Annotated in this window: 12 protein-coding genes; 9 read left to right on the top strand and 3 right to left on the bottom strand. The window is 61.1% G+C overall.

Going from position 1 to position 16,468, the window contains the following annotated elements:
• The 9 genes from accC to coq7 all read left to right on the top strand — a co-directional run bounded on the left by accC (position 1) and on the right by coq7 (position 11,953).
• Complete coding sequence (gene accC, locus IE111_RS06000; protein WP_189607582.1) at positions 1-1,347, top strand: acetyl-CoA carboxylase biotin carboxylase subunit; 1,347 nt, start codon at positions 1-3, stop codon at positions 1,345-1,347.
• Between the two features lie 611 nt (positions 1,348-1,958).
• On the top strand, positions 1,959-2,852 hold the full coding sequence (gene prmA / locus IE111_RS05995; protein WP_189607581.1) for a 50S ribosomal protein L11 methyltransferase: 894 nt from the start codon (positions 1,959-1,961) through the stop codon (positions 2,850-2,852).
• Between the two features lie 95 nt (positions 2,853-2,947).
• A complete protein-coding gene (locus IE111_RS05990) occupies positions 2,948-4,231 on the top strand; it encodes a DUF3426 domain-containing protein (RefSeq protein ID WP_189607580.1) in 1,284 nt (427 codons plus the stop codon).
• 324 nt (positions 4,232-4,555) lie between these two features.
• A complete protein-coding gene (gene dusB, locus IE111_RS05985; RefSeq protein WP_189607579.1) occupies positions 4,556-5,545 on the top strand; it encodes a tRNA dihydrouridine synthase DusB in 990 nt (329 codons plus the stop codon).
• On the top strand, positions 5,542-5,856 hold the full coding sequence (gene fis, locus IE111_RS05980; RefSeq protein ID WP_189607578.1) for a DNA-binding transcriptional regulator Fis: 315 nt from the start codon (positions 5,542-5,544) through the stop codon (positions 5,854-5,856). Before dusB ends, fis begins: the two co-directional genes overlap by 4 nt.
• 125 nt (positions 5,857-5,981) lie before the next feature.
• Entirely contained in the window at positions 5,982-7,562 is a 1,581-nt protein-coding gene (gene purH, locus IE111_RS05975; RefSeq protein ID WP_189607577.1) for a bifunctional phosphoribosylaminoimidazolecarboxamide formyltransferase/IMP cyclohydrolase, read from the top strand.
• A 13-nt stretch (positions 7,563-7,575) separates the two neighbouring features.
• Positions 7,576-8,856, top strand: a complete 1,281-nt coding sequence (purD, locus tag IE111_RS05970) for a phosphoribosylamine--glycine ligase (protein ID WP_189607576.1) — start codon at positions 7,576-7,578, stop codon at positions 8,854-8,856.
• 132 nt (positions 8,857-8,988) lie between these two features.
• A complete protein-coding gene (locus IE111_RS05965; protein ID WP_189607575.1) occupies positions 8,989-11,337 on the top strand; it encodes a hybrid sensor histidine kinase/response regulator in 2,349 nt (782 codons plus the stop codon).
• The gene (gene coq7, locus IE111_RS05960) at positions 11,312-11,953 is read left to right on the top strand and encodes a 2-polyprenyl-3-methyl-6-methoxy-1,4-benzoquinone monooxygenase (RefSeq protein ID WP_189607574.1); all 642 of its coding nucleotides are present in this window, start codon (positions 11,312-11,314) and stop codon (positions 11,951-11,953) included. The genes IE111_RS05965 and coq7 overlap by 26 nt, the downstream gene beginning before the upstream one ends.
• 178 nt (positions 11,954-12,131) lie before the next feature.
• On the opposite strand, the gene tfpB is transcribed toward coq7, so the two are convergent.
• The 3 genes from tfpB to speD form a co-directional block, all read right to left on the bottom strand.
• Positions 12,132-13,892, bottom strand: a complete 1,761-nt coding sequence (gene tfpB / locus IE111_RS05955; RefSeq protein WP_189607573.1) for a type IV pilus assembly ATPase TfpB — start codon at positions 13,890-13,892, stop codon at positions 12,132-12,134.
• A gap of 2 nt (positions 13,893-13,894) precedes the next feature.
• Positions 13,895-15,364, bottom strand: a complete 1,470-nt coding sequence (locus tag IE111_RS05950) for a CYTH domain-containing protein (RefSeq protein WP_189607572.1) — start codon at positions 15,362-15,364, stop codon at positions 13,895-13,897.
• Between the two features lie 212 nt (positions 15,365-15,576).
• Complete coding sequence (speD, locus tag IE111_RS05945; RefSeq protein WP_189607571.1) at positions 15,577-16,386, bottom strand: adenosylmethionine decarboxylase; 810 nt, start codon at positions 16,384-16,386, stop codon at positions 15,577-15,579.
• Positions 16,387-16,468: the final 82 nt, after the last annotated feature.

The raw sequence follows: 16,468 nt of genomic DNA, 5'->3' as shown, positions 1-16,468 counted from the left end.
ATGCTGAAAAAAGTCCTGATTGCCAACCGCGGCGAAATCGCCTTGCGCATCCTCCGGGCTTGCAAGGAGATGGGCATTCAGACCGTCGCGGTCCACTCGGTCGTCGACCGGGATCTCAAACACGTCAAACTCGCGGACGAATCCGTCTGTATCGGCCCCAACGCTTCCGCCGGAAGCTATCTGAATATCCCGGCCATCATCGCCGCCGCCGAAGTAACCAATGCTGACGGCATCCACCCCGGTTATGGTTTCCTCGCCGAACGCGCGGATTTCTGCGAACAGGTCGAGAAATCCGGTTTCGCCTTCATCGGCCCTCCCGCTCACGTCATCCGCTTGATGGGCGACAAGGTCTCGGCCATCGAAGCGATGAAAAAAGCCGATGTTCCGACCGTCCCCGGCTCCGACGGCCCGCTGCCGGACGACCCGGAAACCTGTCTCGGCATTGCCCGGCGTATCGGTCTTCCGGTGATTATCAAGGCAGCCGCTGGCGGTGGCGGACGCGGTATGCGCGTCGTGCACGAGGAAAAAAACCTGCTCGGCGCCATTCAGGTGACCAAGTCCGAAGCGGCCTCGGCCTTCGGCGACGGTACCGTCTACATGGAAAAGTTCCTGCAGAATCCGCGTCACGTGGAGATACAGGTGCTGGCCGATACCCACGGCAATGCCATTCACCTCGGCACCCGGGACTGCTCGCTGCAACGCCGCCACCAGAAGGTACTCGAGGAAGCCCCGGCCCCGCACATCGACCAAGAGGCCAATGAACGGGTACTTCAGGCCTGTATCGATGCGTGCAAGGAGCTCGGCTACCGCGGTGCCGGTACCTTCGAATTCCTGTACGAGGACGGTCATTTCTATTTCATCGAGATGAACACCCGGGTTCAAGTGGAGCATCCGGTATCGGAGATGATAACCGGCGTGGACATCATCAAGCAGCAATTGCTGATCGCCTCGGGTGAGCCATTGTCCTACACCCAGGATGAGATCATTTTCAAAGGCCACGCTTTCGAGGCCCGGATCAACGCCGAGGACCCGCGGACCTTTATGCCCAGTCCGGGCAAGATTACCCAGTTCCACTCGCCGGGCGGCCTGGGTGTCCGCTGGGATTCCCACATCTATGCGGGCTATTCGATCCCGCCGTTCTACGATTCAATGATCGGCAAACTGATTACCTACGGCGATTCCCGCGAGGAGGCCCTGGCCCGAATGAAGTCGGCCCTGGACGAACTGGTGGTCAGCGGCATCAAGACCAACACACCACTGCACATGGACCTGGTCAACGACGAGGGCTTCAAACGCGGCGGCGTCAACATCCACTACCTCGAACACAAACTGGCCGAGGAACAATAGTGGCAAGGCCGGGTAAATTGCCCATGGTCCGCGCTTGGTGGTGGGGGTAGGGGCCTCGAGGGTCGCCGTGAATACATCCATGTAGGCTTGGCGGCAGCACCGAAGCGTCGGACCGCCTTGCTGCCGACATCCCTCGACACCCCTACCCCCACCACCAATCGCTCGAATCCGTGGTTAAATACTCAATCTTTTCCCTAGAACCTTTTAGTTGATTGATATCCATCGGTTCCTGGTAGCCACCTCCATCTCAGCTCATTTAGTAATTGAACGTAGGGTGGGCACTGCCCACCATCGACCTACCACCACAGGCGCTTTAATAAATATTCAGTCAGAAGAAATTACAGAAATTAAGCCCAGGTTAGTGATACGAGCACCACGGATGCGAGGTCTGGAGGTAGGGGTATACCTACGCAGGGGAGTCCGCAGCATGGATGCTGCGGTCTAGCCTACATGGATGTATTCACGGCGACCCGGAGTAGGTATACCCCTAGCTCCAGACCGGACCCAAGCACGAAACAAAAAACAAACCACTCCAACAAGACACCGGCACCCAACTGGTTTAACCTCCGCCCAAAACCCAACCACCGCACCGAACGACTGGATACTCAAGCATGCCCTGGCTACAGATTCGAATTCCCACCCTGCCGGAACACACCGACACCCTTGAAGATGCCCTATTACTGGCCGGGTGTCAGGCCGTCACCCTGGTCGACACCGAGGACAAGCCGGTGTTCGAGCCGATCCGGGGGACCACGCCGCTGTGGCAGCACACTACCATTCAGGGGTTATTCGACCATGAACTCGATGCCGAGGAACTGAAGGCAACGCTTGGCGAGTTCATGGCCGCCGAGGGCATTGAGCCTCAGGGGCCGATGGTGACCGAGATTCTGGAGGACAAGGATTGGGAGCGGGCCTGGATGGACAATTTCAAGCCCATCCAGTGTGGGCCACGCCTGTGGATATGCCCGTCCTGGATCGAACCGCCGGACTCGCAAGCCATCAATTTACGGCTGGACCCGGGTCTGGCATTCGGCACGGGGACGCATCCGACGACGTTTTTGTGCCTGGAATGGCTCGACCGGGAAACCGTCTCCGGCGATTCTGTACTGGACTACGGCTGTGGCTCAGGCATTCTGGGGCTGGCGGCGCTGCTACTCGGAGCGAACCGAATGGACGGCCTGGATATCGATCCGCAGGCGCTGGACGCCACACGGGCCAATGCCCGCAACAACGGTATCGATGAAGATTGTTTCCGGGTCATGCTGGACGACCGCGATTTGGAGCCGCAGTACGATGTGGTCGTGGCCAATATTCTGGCCGGCCCTCTGTGCGACCTGGCCGAGTCGATCTGCCTGCGAACCAGGCCTGGCGGCAAGTTGGCATTGTCGGGAATTCTGGCCCATCAGGCCGAGGCGGTGCGCAAAGCGTACACCCCCTGGATCGAATTCGACCCCCAAGCCGAGCAAGATGGCTGGGTGCGATTAAACGGGGTGAGAACCCGTTAGTTGTGCTGTTGCGCAAGCTTTCTTACACTTGGCGGTTACGCCGAATGCGGCGGAACCTCTGTTATTGACGCATGGATGCCCGGACTCAGTTGACCATGGCCGAAACCTTTATTACTCAATGCCCGCACTGCGGAACCTCTTTTCGCGTTAAAGAAGAGCACCTGGCCATCGCCAATGGCTCGGTGCGCTGTGGCGCCTGTCTGCAGGTGTTCAGTGCGCGCAATCACATCGTTTCCAGCAAGCCGGGCGCGCAACCCGCCGCCAAGCAGGCCGCCAAAAAGCCGGCTCAACCGGCCGCACCCAAACCGGCGACCCCGAAAGCCAAGACACGTCCCGCGCCGCCGGTCGAGCCCCCCTCGACAAAATCCGGTTTCGCCGCCGATGACGACGACGATGCCGATTTCCTGTTCGACGATGGTCCGGACGAGGAAGAAGAATTCATTTTCGAGGACAAGGACGACGATGATCTGTTCGAGGACGGTCATGACGAAGAAGAACTCGGTGAGTTCAGCGACCACTTTCTGAATCTGGGCAGTCAGCAGACTTCCACCACGGAGCAGGCCAATCCCTTTCAGCGGGAAACGTCCGAATTCGAGGGCGAGGCGTTCGAGGAGGACGACAGCACGGACGAGAGCTGGGCCGAGTCGATTCTGGAAGAGCTGGAACGCGAGGAGAAACAACAGCAGAAAAGCGCACCCAAGTTCGAAGCCCGGGAACCGGCCCCGGATCACCGGAGAAAGGGCCAGCCCAAGCGGGAGCCGGAACCCGACCCCGAACCGGAGCTTGAATCGTTCGCCGTACCGGAGCCGAAGTCCTCGGGGTCATCGGGCAGCAAGGCGTCGCAACTGGTCCGCCAGATCAATCACGAAATCGATCTCGACTTCAACGCCGAGGGCCGATTCGCTCGCTGGCGCTGGCTCGGCGGGGTCGCCATCCTGGTGCTACTGGTCACCCTCGCCGCCCAGTTCGCCTGGATGCAGCGCGACACCTACGCCAAGATGGACCAGTGGCGCGGACTCTACCAGAGCGCCTGTAACGTCCTCGGCTGCACGCTGCCTGCGCAGGAAGACCTATCCCGCATCCGGACATCCAACGTCCTTGTGCGCGACCACAAGGTGCTGGACAACGTCAAACTCGTCGACGCCGTCCTCACCAACCGCGCGCCCTTCAAACAGCCGTTCCCGGTATTGATCATCCAATACACCGACGTCAACGGCGAGTTGGTCGCCGACCAGGCCTTCCGCCCCGAAGACTACCTGCGCGGTGAGCTGACCGGCAGCACCCTGATGCCGATGAACACCCGGGTGTACGTATCCATCCCGATCCGGGATCCCGGCCAGCGAGCGGTGAACTACCAGTTGGTGATGGCACCGGCTTAAAGCTCAAGTTTCGGTGTTCGCCACGGAGACAAGCGGCGGATGCCGGGGATGCCCCTGTGGGGAAGTCCGCAGCAGGGATGCTGCGGTCTAGGCTCCATGGATGGATTCACGCCGACCCCACAGGGGCATTCCCGGTAGCCGACGCGGACCACCGCTTCCCTGCCGAACCGAACTCCGAAACTTGAGCCAAAGTTGGCGCAGTTATACGCCCCCAAAAACCTGATCAAACAATCGACAAAGAAAGATAAATGTCAATCTTTAATCTCACCCCGAGAGCCAGTATCATTCCCCGCCCCTGATCTGAGCAATTTTTAACCGATACCCGTGTTCACCATCGGCCCTTACAGCATCGAGCAGCCCACGGTCCTGGCCCCTATGGCCGGTGTGACCGACCGCCCGTTTCGAACCCTGTGCCGGCAGCTTGGCGCCGGTCTGGTCGTGTCCGAGATGGTGACCAGCGACACCCGCCTGTGGAACAGCAACAAGTCCAAATGGCGGCTCGATCACCGGGGCGAAGCCGGGCCGATCAGTGTGCAGATCGCCGGTGGCGACGCCGACATGATGGCCGGGGCGGCTCGGGCCAACGTCGACAACGGCGCCCAGATCATCGACATCAACATGGGGTGCCCGGCCAAGAAAGTCTGCAACAAGGCCGCCGGCTCCGCACTGATGCGCGACGAACCGCTGGTGCGGGAAATTCTGGAAGCCGTGGTCGGCGCTGTGACCGTTCCGGTGACCCTGAAGATTCGCACCGGTTGGTCGCCCGAGCACAAGAACGCCGTGCGCATTGCGCGCATGGCCGAGGACATCGGCATTCAGGCGTTGGCCGTGCACGGTCGCACCCGCGCCGACGCCTACAAGGGCGAGGCCGAGTACGACACCATCGCCGCGGTCAAACAGGCCGTCGGAATCCCGGTGCTGGCCAATGGCGACATCGACAGTCCGGAACAGGCGGCCCGGGTCCTGGCGTACACCGATGCCGATGGCGTCATGATCGGTCGTGCGGCCCAGGGCAACCCCTGGATTTTCCAGGCGATCAACCGGTACCTGGCGGACGGGACCCTACTGGCCGAACCCAGACTGGCCGAGGTCAAGTCAACGCTCGGTCAGCATCTTCAGGCCCTGCATCGGTTTTACGGGGAATACATGGGCCTGCGCATCGCGCGCAAGCATGTGGGCTGGTACCTGAAGGCACACGACGTAGACCGGGCCACCCTGAAAGCTTTTAACACACTGGAGACGGCGGAAAGCCAGCTCCAGGCTCTCGACACACTTTTTCAACGTTTGACATCGTTAAAGGATCAAGCAGCATGACCATCGATACCGTTGCCCAGGAATACCCCAAGCACGACCCGCACGAATCCCTGCAGGTCCCGTCGTCATCGTCATCCGAGCATCCCCAGACCCTGCGCGACAGCGTCGAGATCGCCATGCGGAACTACTTCGCCCACCTCGAGGGGCAGGAAGTCGCCAACGTCTACCAGATGGTGCTGAGCGAGGTGGAAGCCCCCATGCTCGAAGCGGTGATGCGCTTCAGCCGGGATAACCAGACCAAGGCCAGCCAGGTCCTCGGCCTCAACCGGGGCACGCTGCGCAAGAAGCTCAAGCAGTACGGCCTGCTCTGAGCAACACGAGAGGCGACCAAAGGGTCGCCTTTCGCGTTTTTGGGACCCTGAAAAGTTTGACCGAACGAACCATTTTCCTTTGACGCCGCCCACCGTGGCTTCCCCTAGATTCGCTTGAGGACAGCATGACCAAGACCCCGCAACGCGCCCTGATCAGTGTTTCCGACAAAACCGGCATCGTCGACTTCGCCCGCGCCCTCAATGAGCGTGGCGTCGAACTGCTCTCCACCGGCGGCACCTACCGCCTGATCACCGAAGCCGGCATTCCGGTCACCGAAGTCTCCAGTTACACCGGGTTCCCGGAAATGATGGACGGTCGCGTCAAGACGCTGCACCCCAAAGTCCACGGCGGCATCCTGGGTCGGCGCGGCACCGACGATGACGTCATGGCCGAACACGGCATCGACGCCATCGATCTGGTGATCGTCAACCTCTACCCGTTCGAACAGACCGTCAGCCGGGAAGACTGTGTACTGGCCGACGCCATCGAAAACATCGACATCGGCGGGCCGACCATGGTTCGTTCCGCCGCCAAGAACCACAAGGATGTCGCCATCGTCGTCAACAGCGGCGACTACGATGTTGTCCTCAAGGAATGGGACGAGACCGGCGGTCTGAGTCAGGCCACCCGCTTCCGTCTGGCCCGCTCCGCCTTCGAACACACCGCCGCCTACGACGGCATGATCGCCAACTATCTGGGCAGCGTCGATGAAGACACCCCGGCCGACAGCGTGCCAGAACGTACCGCTTTCCCGCATACCTTCAACCAGCAGTGGAATCTGAAGGATGTCATGCGCTACGGCGAGAACCCGCATCAAAAAGCGGCGTTCTATGTCGATTCCGATCCGCGTGAAGCCAGTGTCGCGACCGCTGTCAGCCTGCAGGGCAAGGCGCTCAGCTACAACAACATCGCCGATACCGATGCCGCCCTGGAGTGCGTCAAGGCCTTCGAGGCACCGGCCTGTGTCATCGTCAAACACGCCAACCCGTGCGGCGTGGCGACCGGCCAGACCATTCAGGAAGCCTACGACCGCGCCTTCCAGACGGATCCGACCTCGGCGTTCGGCGGCATCATCGCCTTCAACCGCGAACTGGACGAAGCGACTGCACAGGCCATCGTCGAACGTCAGTTCGTCGAAGTCATCATCGCGCCCCAGGTCAGCGAAGCGGCGGCCAGGGTTATCTCGGCCAAGAAGAACGTCCGCCTGCTGGCCTGCGGCCAGTGGCAGGCGCCGGTGCCCGGGTTCGACTTCAAACGGGTCAACGGCGGCCTGCTTGTGCAGGACCGCGATCTCGGCCGGGTTCGCGCCGACGAACTGAAGCTGGTCACCAAAACGGCGCCGACCGACGCCCAACTGGCCGATCTGCAGTTCGCCTGGTCGGTGTGCAAGTTCGTCAAGTCCAATGCCATCGTCTACGCCAAGAGCGGCCAGACGGTCGGCGTCGGCGCCGGTCAGATGAGCCGGGTCTACAGCGCCAGGATCGCCGGCATCAAGGCTGCCGACGAAGGCCTGGAAATCGCCGGTTCCGTTATGGCCTCCGACGCCTTTTTCCCGTTCCGCGACGGCCTCGACCAGGCCGCCGAGATGGGCGTGAAAGCGGTCATCCAACCGGGCGGCAGCATGCGCGACGACGAAGTCATTCAAGCGGCCGACGAACATGGCATCGCCATGGTCTTCACCGGCATGCGTCATTTCCGGCACTGAGGGAGGTTGCGGCATGAATATTCTGATCATCGGCAATGGTGGCCGTGAGCACGCACTGGCCTGGAAAATCCGCCAGAGCGACAAAGCCAGCCTCGTTTATGTGGCTCCGGGCAATGCCGGGACCGAGCGTGAACCGGGCGTCGAAAACGTCAACCTCGATGTGCTCGACTTGGAAGGCCTGGCCGATTTCGCCGAAGACCACCAGGTCGGCCTGACCATTGTCGGCCCGGAAGCGCCGCTGGTGGCCGGCGTGGTCGACCTGTTCGAACAGCGCGGACTGCCCATTTTCGGCCCGACCCAGGCCGCGGCCCAGCTCGAAGGGTCCAAAGCGTTCACTAAGGAATTCCTGCACCGCCACAATATCCCGACAGCGTTTTACGGCGTCTTCACCGACCCGGGTGAGGCCAGCGCCTATGTCCGGGAAAAAGGCGCACCCATTGTGGTCAAGGCCGACGGCCTGGCGGCCGGCAAGGGCGTGGTCGTGGCGCAGACCGAAAACGAAGCCATTGCCGCGATCGAAGACATGCTCTCCGGCAATAAATTCGGCGATGCCGGTGCCCGTGTCGTGGTCGAACAATGCCTGACCGGCGAAGAAGCCAGTTTCATCGTCATGGTCGACGGCGAAACCGTCGTCCCCTTCGCCTCCTCCCAGGACCATAAAGCGCGCGACAATGGCGATACCGGCCCCAATACCGGCGGAATGGGTGCCTATTCGCCGGCACCGGTGGTCACCGACGAACTGCACCGGCGCATCATGGACGAGGTCATCCTCCCGACCGTCAAAGGCATGAACGCCGAGGGCAACCGCTATCGCGGCTTTCTCTACGCCGGCATCATGGTCGCCGAGGATGGCACACCCAACGTTCTGGAATACAACTGCCGTTTTGGCGACCCGGAAACCCAGCCGATCATGATGCGCCTGCGGTCGGATCTGGTGGAGTTGTGCCTGGCGGCCGTCGAAGACCGACTGGACGGTCTGAAAACCGATTGGGATCCGCGACCGGCGCTCGGCGTGGTCATGGCTGCCGGCGGCTACCCGAACAGCTACCGCAAGGGCGACGTGATCCGTGGTCTGGATGAGGACTTCGGCTCCGACTGCAAAGTCTTCGAAGCCGGCACCAAACTGGACGACTCCGGCGAGACCGTCACCAACGGCGGCCGCGTGCTGTGTGTCACGGCTCTGGGCGATTCCATTCAAGCCGCCCAGGAACGAGCCTACCAGGCGGTTGAGCGGATCGACTGGAACGACGTCTACTTCCGCACCGATATCGGCCACCGTGCCATCAATCGCTGACCAGCTACAGGGTGTCGGGGCCATTGTTCCCCGGCGCCCTGATGTATACTCTCTCGGCTGTAACTACGAATTCCAACAAGGACCACCCACCGGCCCGGCAATCCCGACCGGTGATGACCGAGAGAGACAGGAATGATCAAACGTCTGCCCCTGCTGGCCCTGCTTTGGCTGACTTTCCAGGCCTGCGCCGATTCCCCCATCCTGTTGAATCAGGATGAATTCCGTCGCAACGTGCTGCCTCACGCCGACTACCTGTTCGATTCCGACAACGCCTTCTCCGTGTACCAATTGCAACAGGAAGGATTGGCCAACCGCTTCGCCCCGGTTCACAAGCCGCTATTGCGCAACGGCTTTTTCGATGGCGCCATGTGGCTGCGTGTCCCGGTCACCAATCCGGATGGCCAGGCGCGCACCTACTACTTCTATGTGGACAGCCACGCCAATCACCGGATCGACGTCTTCAGCCCGAAGCCATCCGGGCAATACAGCCAGGTGCGATCGGGCGCCGCCATTCCGCTCAACCAGCGCCCGGAACCACTGGGTACCTATGTTCTGCCGGTCACCGTCCAGCCGGGTACCCAGATGCTGTTCCTCAAGCTGCAATCGCTGGACCCGCTCAATACCGCCGTGCTGTTGATGGACAACCGTTCCCTGAATCTGATGCTGGCTTCGGAAATCGCGGTGCATTCCGCCTTGCTGGCGCTGCAGGTCCTTCTGTTGGTCCTGACGATCACCTGCCTGGTTCGCCATCATCACATGGCGCTGGTCTGGGCCACCCTGTTCAACCTGGGGCTGATCGCCTTTAATCTCGGCTGGAACGGCCTGACCTCCTTTCTGCTGCCCACCTTGAGTTATGTCGACATTCACGCTCGCAACGCCGGCGGGTTGCTCACCGTTGTCGCGCTGGCGGGACTGCTGGTCAACGTCAGGGAAGACCGGGTCCCGGCCTGGCTGCGGGAGAGCCTGACCTGGATTCTGCGCGCGCTCGGGGTATTGTGCGCCGTAGCCCTGTTACCGTTCGCGGTCAGTCTGAGTCCGATCCTGCTGACGCTGATTCCGATTCTGCTGCTCCTGACCGGCAGCCTGTGGATCTATCAACGCGAGCGCTCGCCGCACGATCACTGGCTGCTGGCCGGTTTCGGCGGCACCGTTCTGCTCTATCTGCTCCTCACCGTCGCCAGCCTGGGGCTGATGCGCAGCGTCTCCTTCCATGCCGCCATCTTGCATGCTGTCTCCCTGGTGGCCATGGTAGCCGTCAGTTGGGCGGCGTATCGCTTCGTTCGTCAAAAGGACTCGCGCCTCGCTGTAGACGGGCTGAACCTGCCCAGTCTGCACTGGCCGTTGCTGCGCAAGCTCAACCATGAAATGCGCGGCCCCATCAACGGCGTGCTCGGCATGGCCGAACTGCTGCAGGACACCAGTCTGTCCGCGCACCAACAGGAGTACGTCAATACCGTCCAGGCAGCCGGCTTCTCGCTGTTGCGCCAGGCCGACCAATTGCAGAACCTGGTTCGCATCGGGTTGAACCGGTTGCCGGACAGCGAGGACGAATTCGACCTGTACGACCTGCTCGAAGACGCCATCCAGCCCTATTCGCGGCTGGCCCACGCCAAACAACTGGAACTGGTGATGGACGTGGCGCCGGAATTGCCGACGCGCTATCAGGGCAATGCCCAGATCATCGCCCAGATCATCAGCAACCTGCTCGACAACGCCCTGAACTACACCGACAGTGGCGAAGTGCTGATCCAGGTGAAGCCCTGGAACAATCAACGGGTCCGTTTCAGCGTCACCGACACCGGCCCGGGCCTGCCCAAGGAACTGAAAAACACCTTGTTCGACTTTCCCGCCGCCCCGTCGGAAGAGCCCCTGTCGCCGCGCGAGGTCCGGTTGGGCCTGCCGATCACCCGTGTTCTGGTGGGCTTGCTGGGCGGCCAGTTATCGTTCAGCAGCGAGCTGCGCATGGGCACCACCTTCTGGATCGACCTGCCGCTTGAAGAAGTGAGCGAGACCGGCGGCGTCGACGACTATTCGACCCAGGACCTGGATCAGATCCGGCTGATGGTGGTCGACGACAACCTGACCTGCCGCAAGGTGATCGAGCATCTGGGCATGAGCTGGGGCATGGACGTGTTCAGCATGAGCAATGGCCAGTCGGCGCTGGCCAACCTGCACAACGAATACCACAAGGGCTCGCCGATCGATGTGCTGGTCCTCGACCAGAACATGCCCGGCATGACCGGCACCGAACTGGCCGAACGCATCCGCTCCGACGACGCACTGAACCGGGATATCGTTATCATTATGCTGACCGGAGTTGACGTCGGTCATGTCGATCTGGACGAAACCCGGCTTAACATTCAGTACCTGCTGACCAAACCGGTATCGGGCCGGGCTCTGCGACAAACGCTGATGCAGGCCATGCCCGATATTCTGAACAACCGGGAACACCACCATGTTAAGAAATCTTTCTTTTACTGACCGGATTCTGTCCCATCTGGACAACGCCCTGAAGACTCTGACACCGGGCGCCGTTCACGCGGCGCACCCGTCGCCGGGCCGGGATCGGGAAGCGCCGTCTCTGGAAAGCGACGACCAGCGACACATCGCCGGCCTGATGCGCATCAACCACACCGGCGAGGTGTGCGCCCAGGCGCTTTACCAGGGCCAGGCATTGACCGCCCGACTGCCGGACGTGCGCGAATCCATGGAACAGGCCGCCGACGAGGAACTGGACCACCTGGCCTGGTGCGAACAACGCCTCAATGAACTGGGCAGCCGAACCAGCCTGCTCAACCCGGTGTTCTACTTTACGTCCTACAGTCTCGGCGCCGTTGCGGGCCTCGCCGGAGACCGCTGGTCGCTCGGCTTCGTCGCGGCCACCGAGGATCAGGTCAGCCAGCACCTGAACGATCACCTGGAGCAGATTCAGGACCGGGACCCGCGCAGCCGGGCGATTCTGGAGCGGATGCTGGAAGATGAACAGAGACATGCGCACAACGCATTGGCGGCGGGCGGTCAGGCGTTCCCCGAGCCGGTGAAGCGGTTGATGACCGGGGTGTCGAAGTTGATGACGAAGTCGGTGTATCGGGTGTGAAGGTTTGACCCTCACGCCTTGGAAGTAGGGCAGAAGAGCCGAAGGCGTTATCTGCCAGTTTGTCCGCTGGCAATGGAATGAATCGAGGCTGGGCATCTTCCCGTGGCAGATAACGCCCTTCGGGCTCTTCTGCCCTACAATACCAGCCCCATAGTGCCTACTGGCAGAGGGTCGTTCCCTACCCCCGCGCCTCCGGCGTCACCCGGAACACTTCCTCGGGGGTGGTGACCCCGGCAGCCACTTTCCTGGCCCCCGACAATCGCAGACTCAACATCCCGCCCTTGATCGCCTCCTTCCGGAACACCTGCGGATCACAGTCGTCCGTGACCAGCAAGGCCAGATCGTTGCTCATCTGGAAGCTTTCATACAGACCGGTTCGGCCCAGGTAGCCGGTATTTCGGCATTCCAGACACCCGACCGGCTTGTGGAAGTGCTTGGGCTGGCTCGCGGTCCAGGGGCGGACCAGTTGCTGCCAGACCGACTCGTTCGGCTCGGTTTTCGCTTTGCAGTGCGGGCACAGGGTCCGCACCAGGCGCTGGGCCATGGCGCCGAGGACCGTGGCCTTGATCAGATAGGACGGGATGCCCAGATCGAGCAAACGGGTAATGGCGGTCGGGGCATCGTTGGTGTGGACGGTCGACAGCACCAGGTGTCCGGTCAGGGCCGCCTGAACGGCCATTTGTGCGGTTTCCAGATCCCGGATCTCACCGATCATGATGATGTCCGGGTCCTGACGCATCAGGGCGCGAACACCGTCGGCGAAATTCAGATCGATGTTGTGCTGCACCTGCATCTGGTTGAAGGCGGGCTCGACCATCTCGATCGGGTCTTCAATGGTGCAGACGTTGACCTCGGGCGTCGCCAGAGACTTCAGCGTCGAATACAGGGTCGTCGTCTTACCGGAACCGGTCGGACCGGTTACCAGAATGATGCCGTTGGGGTGACGAATCATCTGCCGCCAGTTGTTCAGGTCCTCGTCCTGCAACCCCAGGTCGGTGAAACTCTTGAGCAAAACGTCCGGATCGAAGATCCGCATCACCAGCTTCTCGCCAAACGCCGTCGGCAGGGTCGACAGACGCAACTCCACTTCCTGGCCGTTCGGCGCCTTGGTTTTCACCCGCCCGTCCTGGGGTTTGCGTTTTTCGGCGACGTTCATCCGCCCCAGGATCTTGATGCGGCTGACCACGGCCTGGCCGACCTGTATCGGCATCTGATAGACCGGGTGCAGGACGCCGTCGATGCGAAAGCGGATATGGGCATAGTCGCGGCGCGGCTCGACGTGTATGTCGCTGGCGCGCTGGTCGAAGGCGTACTGGAACAGCCAGTCGACGATGTTGACGATGTGCTCGTCGTTGGCCTCGACATTCTGCAGGTTACCCAGCTCGATCAACTGCTCGAAATTGCCGATGCCGACGCTGGACTTGCGTCCGGTAGCGCCACTGACCGACCGGTTCAGCGCGTAGAACTCAAGCGCGAAACGCTCGATGTCCTCGGGATTGGCCACCACCTTGCGAATGCTGCGTCGCGACACCTGCTCGATGGCGTCTTCCCAACCGCTCAGCAAGGGCTCGGACGTGGCGATCTCCACCACGGTCTCCTCGATAGCGAGCGGCAAGAGGTTATAGCGACGGGCGAACTCGTAGGACATGACATCGGTGATGCGGGTCACGTCCACCTTCAGCGGATCGATGTTGCGGAACGGCAGACCGACGTGCTCGGACAGCCACTGGGTCAGTGCGGTCAGGGTCAGCTTGCGTTCGGGGTCCGCCTGGTCCGGCAGTTCCAGCGCGGCCAGGCGAATCAGCGGATGGTCCTTACCGGGGCGGACCTGGCGTCGGGCGCGGTCGCTCTGTTCGGATGACAGCCGGCCGTCCTCGACCAGCGCCCGGAGCACCGAATCCAGGTCGAGCCGACCCGGCAGCAAGGTCGCCGCGCCCAAGCTTACACCTCCAGCGCGGTATCGCGGGACTCGAACAGCCGGCCGGCCAACTGCTTGATGTCCCGCAGCAGTACGGTCTGGCTGCGCGTCCAGCTGTAGACCGACGCCTGCTGTTCCAGGGGCAGCTCATCCAGCCATTCACGCAATCGGCTGACCACGTCCATGGCCGACAGCTTGGACAGGTTGTCCTCCAGCGCCTGCAACTCCTCACGGTAGTGATTCAACTCGGCACCGTAGAGGGTGTTGAAATACTGGCACAGCATCAGCAACCGATGCACGGCCGGAAACTGGCTCAAGGCGTGACTGGTGCTGCCGGCGAACTGGTCCGGCTTGAATGCCTGCCAGGCCGAGGACAGCGACCGGTCGAGCCCGTCGCTGACGGCCTCGTCGGAAGCCCGGCGGTGATCGTCGGTCTGGTCATGACGCCAGGCGCGCAGGTGCAACCAGCGCGTCAGGGACATCAGCGTATTGCCGAAGCGCGGATTGTGCGCCAGTGCCTCGATACCGTCCAGCGCGCGAATGGCCTTAGCCTGCTGCAGGCTGACGGCAATGTTCTCGGGCTCGCTGCGGGCTTCCTGGCTTAACGCGAAACAGGCCGGCCACCAGGAAACCAGCGGGCGTATCGTCTCGTCCAGCCACAGCACCCAGGCGGAGACTTTCTCCAGGTGGGCGTCCGGCAGAATGTCGGCAAACCATTCCAGTTCCGTCTGCAAGTTACCCAGCGTCACCAGCATGGCCTGCATGTGACGCCACTGCTGACTCATCCAGAACACTTCCCACTGACGCTGCAGGCGTTCCAGTTCGTAGCCCATCAGCGCGCAGAAGGCACTTTCCATACTTTGCTGGGCGACAATCGCCGGCAGCGGCACCTCGACCGAGGCGTTGCCGTCGAGCAGACGGTAGCCCCGTTCAGCCTTGGACATATCGGACGGCACCATCGGGACCCTTTCGGTCAATTGCAACGACAAGTCGAGCAAGGCGCTCAGTTGACCGGTTTTCAGCTCCAGCTCGACCTCGCTGATTGGCTGTTCGGTGTCCTGGGTCAGAATGCGGCCTTCGTCCAGCACCACTTCGATGCTGGCCCCCTGATAATCCAATAACCAGCGATGACGATTGAAATGGGTTCCGAACAGCGGCTGCAGCCGGTCGACCGTCAGACCGTCCGGCAAAGCCGACGCGGGCAGCTCGGACAGATCGATGCGACCGTCCGGCCGCTCGAATTCCCATTCATCGCGCTGGTGGAGACCGCCGATGTTGGAGCCCCGTGTCTTCAGAGTCTGAACACACCGGCCTTCATCGCGTCGCAACCGCAGAGCGGCGCCGGCGGCCGTCAGTTGCTGATCGGGCGTGTCGAAATACTGGTTTTCCAAATAGTGGGATTGTCCCGAAACCGAATCCAACAGTGGATGCGCCTTGAACACCTCCACCGAGTCGGGACGAATACTGAGTTTGAGTTCGATTTCCTGACCCATAGCACTACCCATTCCGCTACTGCTTATCGTTATTATTTATCGCCCACGCATGACTGTGGGCGCTCGCTTCGAGTTTACCCTGTCCTGGGGCCGGTTTCACAAGGGATTTGGCGATACCAGTCACAAAATGTTGCTTGATGTTGGGGTTTTGTACAGAAATCGACCAATAATACGGCCAGGCGTGTGCCTGACCGTGTCGATACAAGGAAGGATCAGACCGGTGCGGGGCCGTTGCTCATGTTGCGTGAATAGAAAATCTCCTGCATTTCACGCCACAAGGCCTTGGTGATGCTGTCGAGTTCGTCCTCGCTGAATTCGCTCACGCTGCGACCGAACAGATAGTTCTCAATATTGAACTCCTTCAGCAGCATCTTGGTATGGAAGATGTTTTCCTGGTAGATGTTCACATCGATCATCTCGTAGATCTGTTTGGTGTCTTCGGCCAGGAAGTTCTGGATCGAGTTGATCTCGTGATCGATGTAGTGCTTGCGACCATCGACGTCGCGGGTGAAGCCGCGGACCCGGTAATCCATGGTCACCACATCGCTGTCGAAGGAATGAATCAGAAAATTCAACGCCTTCAGCGGCGAGATAACGCCGCAGGTGCTGACGTCGATGTCCGCCCTGAAGGTGGAGATACCGCTGTCGGGATGGCTTTCCGGATAGGTGTGCACCGTGATGTGGCTCTTGTCGAGATGGCCCACGACGGTTTCCGGCATGGGACCGGGAGAAGCCTGGGAATAATCCTCCTCGCCCTCGACCGGGTATTCCGAAATCAGAATCGTGACGCTCGCTCCATGCGGTTCATAGTCCTGCCGGGCCACATTGAGTACATTGGCACCGATAATGTCGGTCACCTGGGTCAGAATCTCGGTCAGCCGGTCCGCGTTGTACATCTCGTCAATGTAGGCGATGTACTCGTTCTGGTGCTGCTCGGTTTTGGCGAAATTAATGTCGTAGATATTGAAACTGAGCGACTTGGTCAGGTTATTGAACCCGTGTAACCGCAGTTCGTCATTCATAGGTATCTTCCCCCATGACAGGCCGGCTGTATGAAAGATGGCGGAGAAAAGAGCAGTCCCCGCCATCGGGCGGCCGCGTATT

Source organism: Saccharospirillum salsuginis (genome assembly GCF_014651855.1).
Classification (GTDB): Bacteria; Pseudomonadota; Gammaproteobacteria; order Pseudomonadales; family Natronospirillaceae; genus Saccharospirillum; species Saccharospirillum salsuginis.
This window is presented reverse-complemented; position numbering and strand designations above follow the sequence as displayed.

Excerpts from the sequence above, each read along its gene's own strand:
- accC (WP_189607582.1), top strand. The coding sequence starts at position 1 with ATGCTGAAAAAAGTCCTGATTGCCAACCGCGGCGAAATCGCCTTGCGC.
- prmA (WP_189607581.1), top strand. The coding sequence starts at position 1,959 with ATGCCCTGGCTACAGATTCGAATTCCCACCCTGCCGGAACACACCGAC.
- IE111_RS05990 (WP_189607580.1), top strand. The coding sequence starts at position 2,948 with ATGGCCGAAACCTTTATTACTCAATGCCCGCACTGCGGAACCTCTTTT.
- fis (WP_189607578.1), top strand. The coding sequence starts at position 5,542 with ATGACCATCGATACCGTTGCCCAGGAATACCCCAAGCACGACCCGCAC.
- purH (WP_189607577.1), top strand. The coding sequence starts at position 5,982 with ATGACCAAGACCCCGCAACGCGCCCTGATCAGTGTTTCCGACAAAACC.
- purD (WP_189607576.1), top strand. The coding sequence starts at position 7,576 with ATGAATATTCTGATCATCGGCAATGGTGGCCGTGAGCACGCACTGGCC.
- IE111_RS05965 (WP_189607575.1), top strand. The coding sequence starts at position 8,989 with ATGATCAAACGTCTGCCCCTGCTGGCCCTGCTTTGGCTGACTTTCCAG.
- coq7 (WP_189607574.1), top strand. The coding sequence starts at position 11,312 with ATGTTAAGAAATCTTTCTTTTACTGACCGGATTCTGTCCCATCTGGAC.
- IE111_RS05950 (WP_189607572.1), bottom strand. The coding sequence starts at position 15,364 with ATGGGTCAGGAAATCGAACTCAAACTCAGTATTCGTCCCGACTCGGTG.
- speD (WP_189607571.1), bottom strand. The coding sequence starts at position 16,386 with ATGAATGACGAACTGCGGTTACACGGGTTCAATAACCTGACCAAGTCG.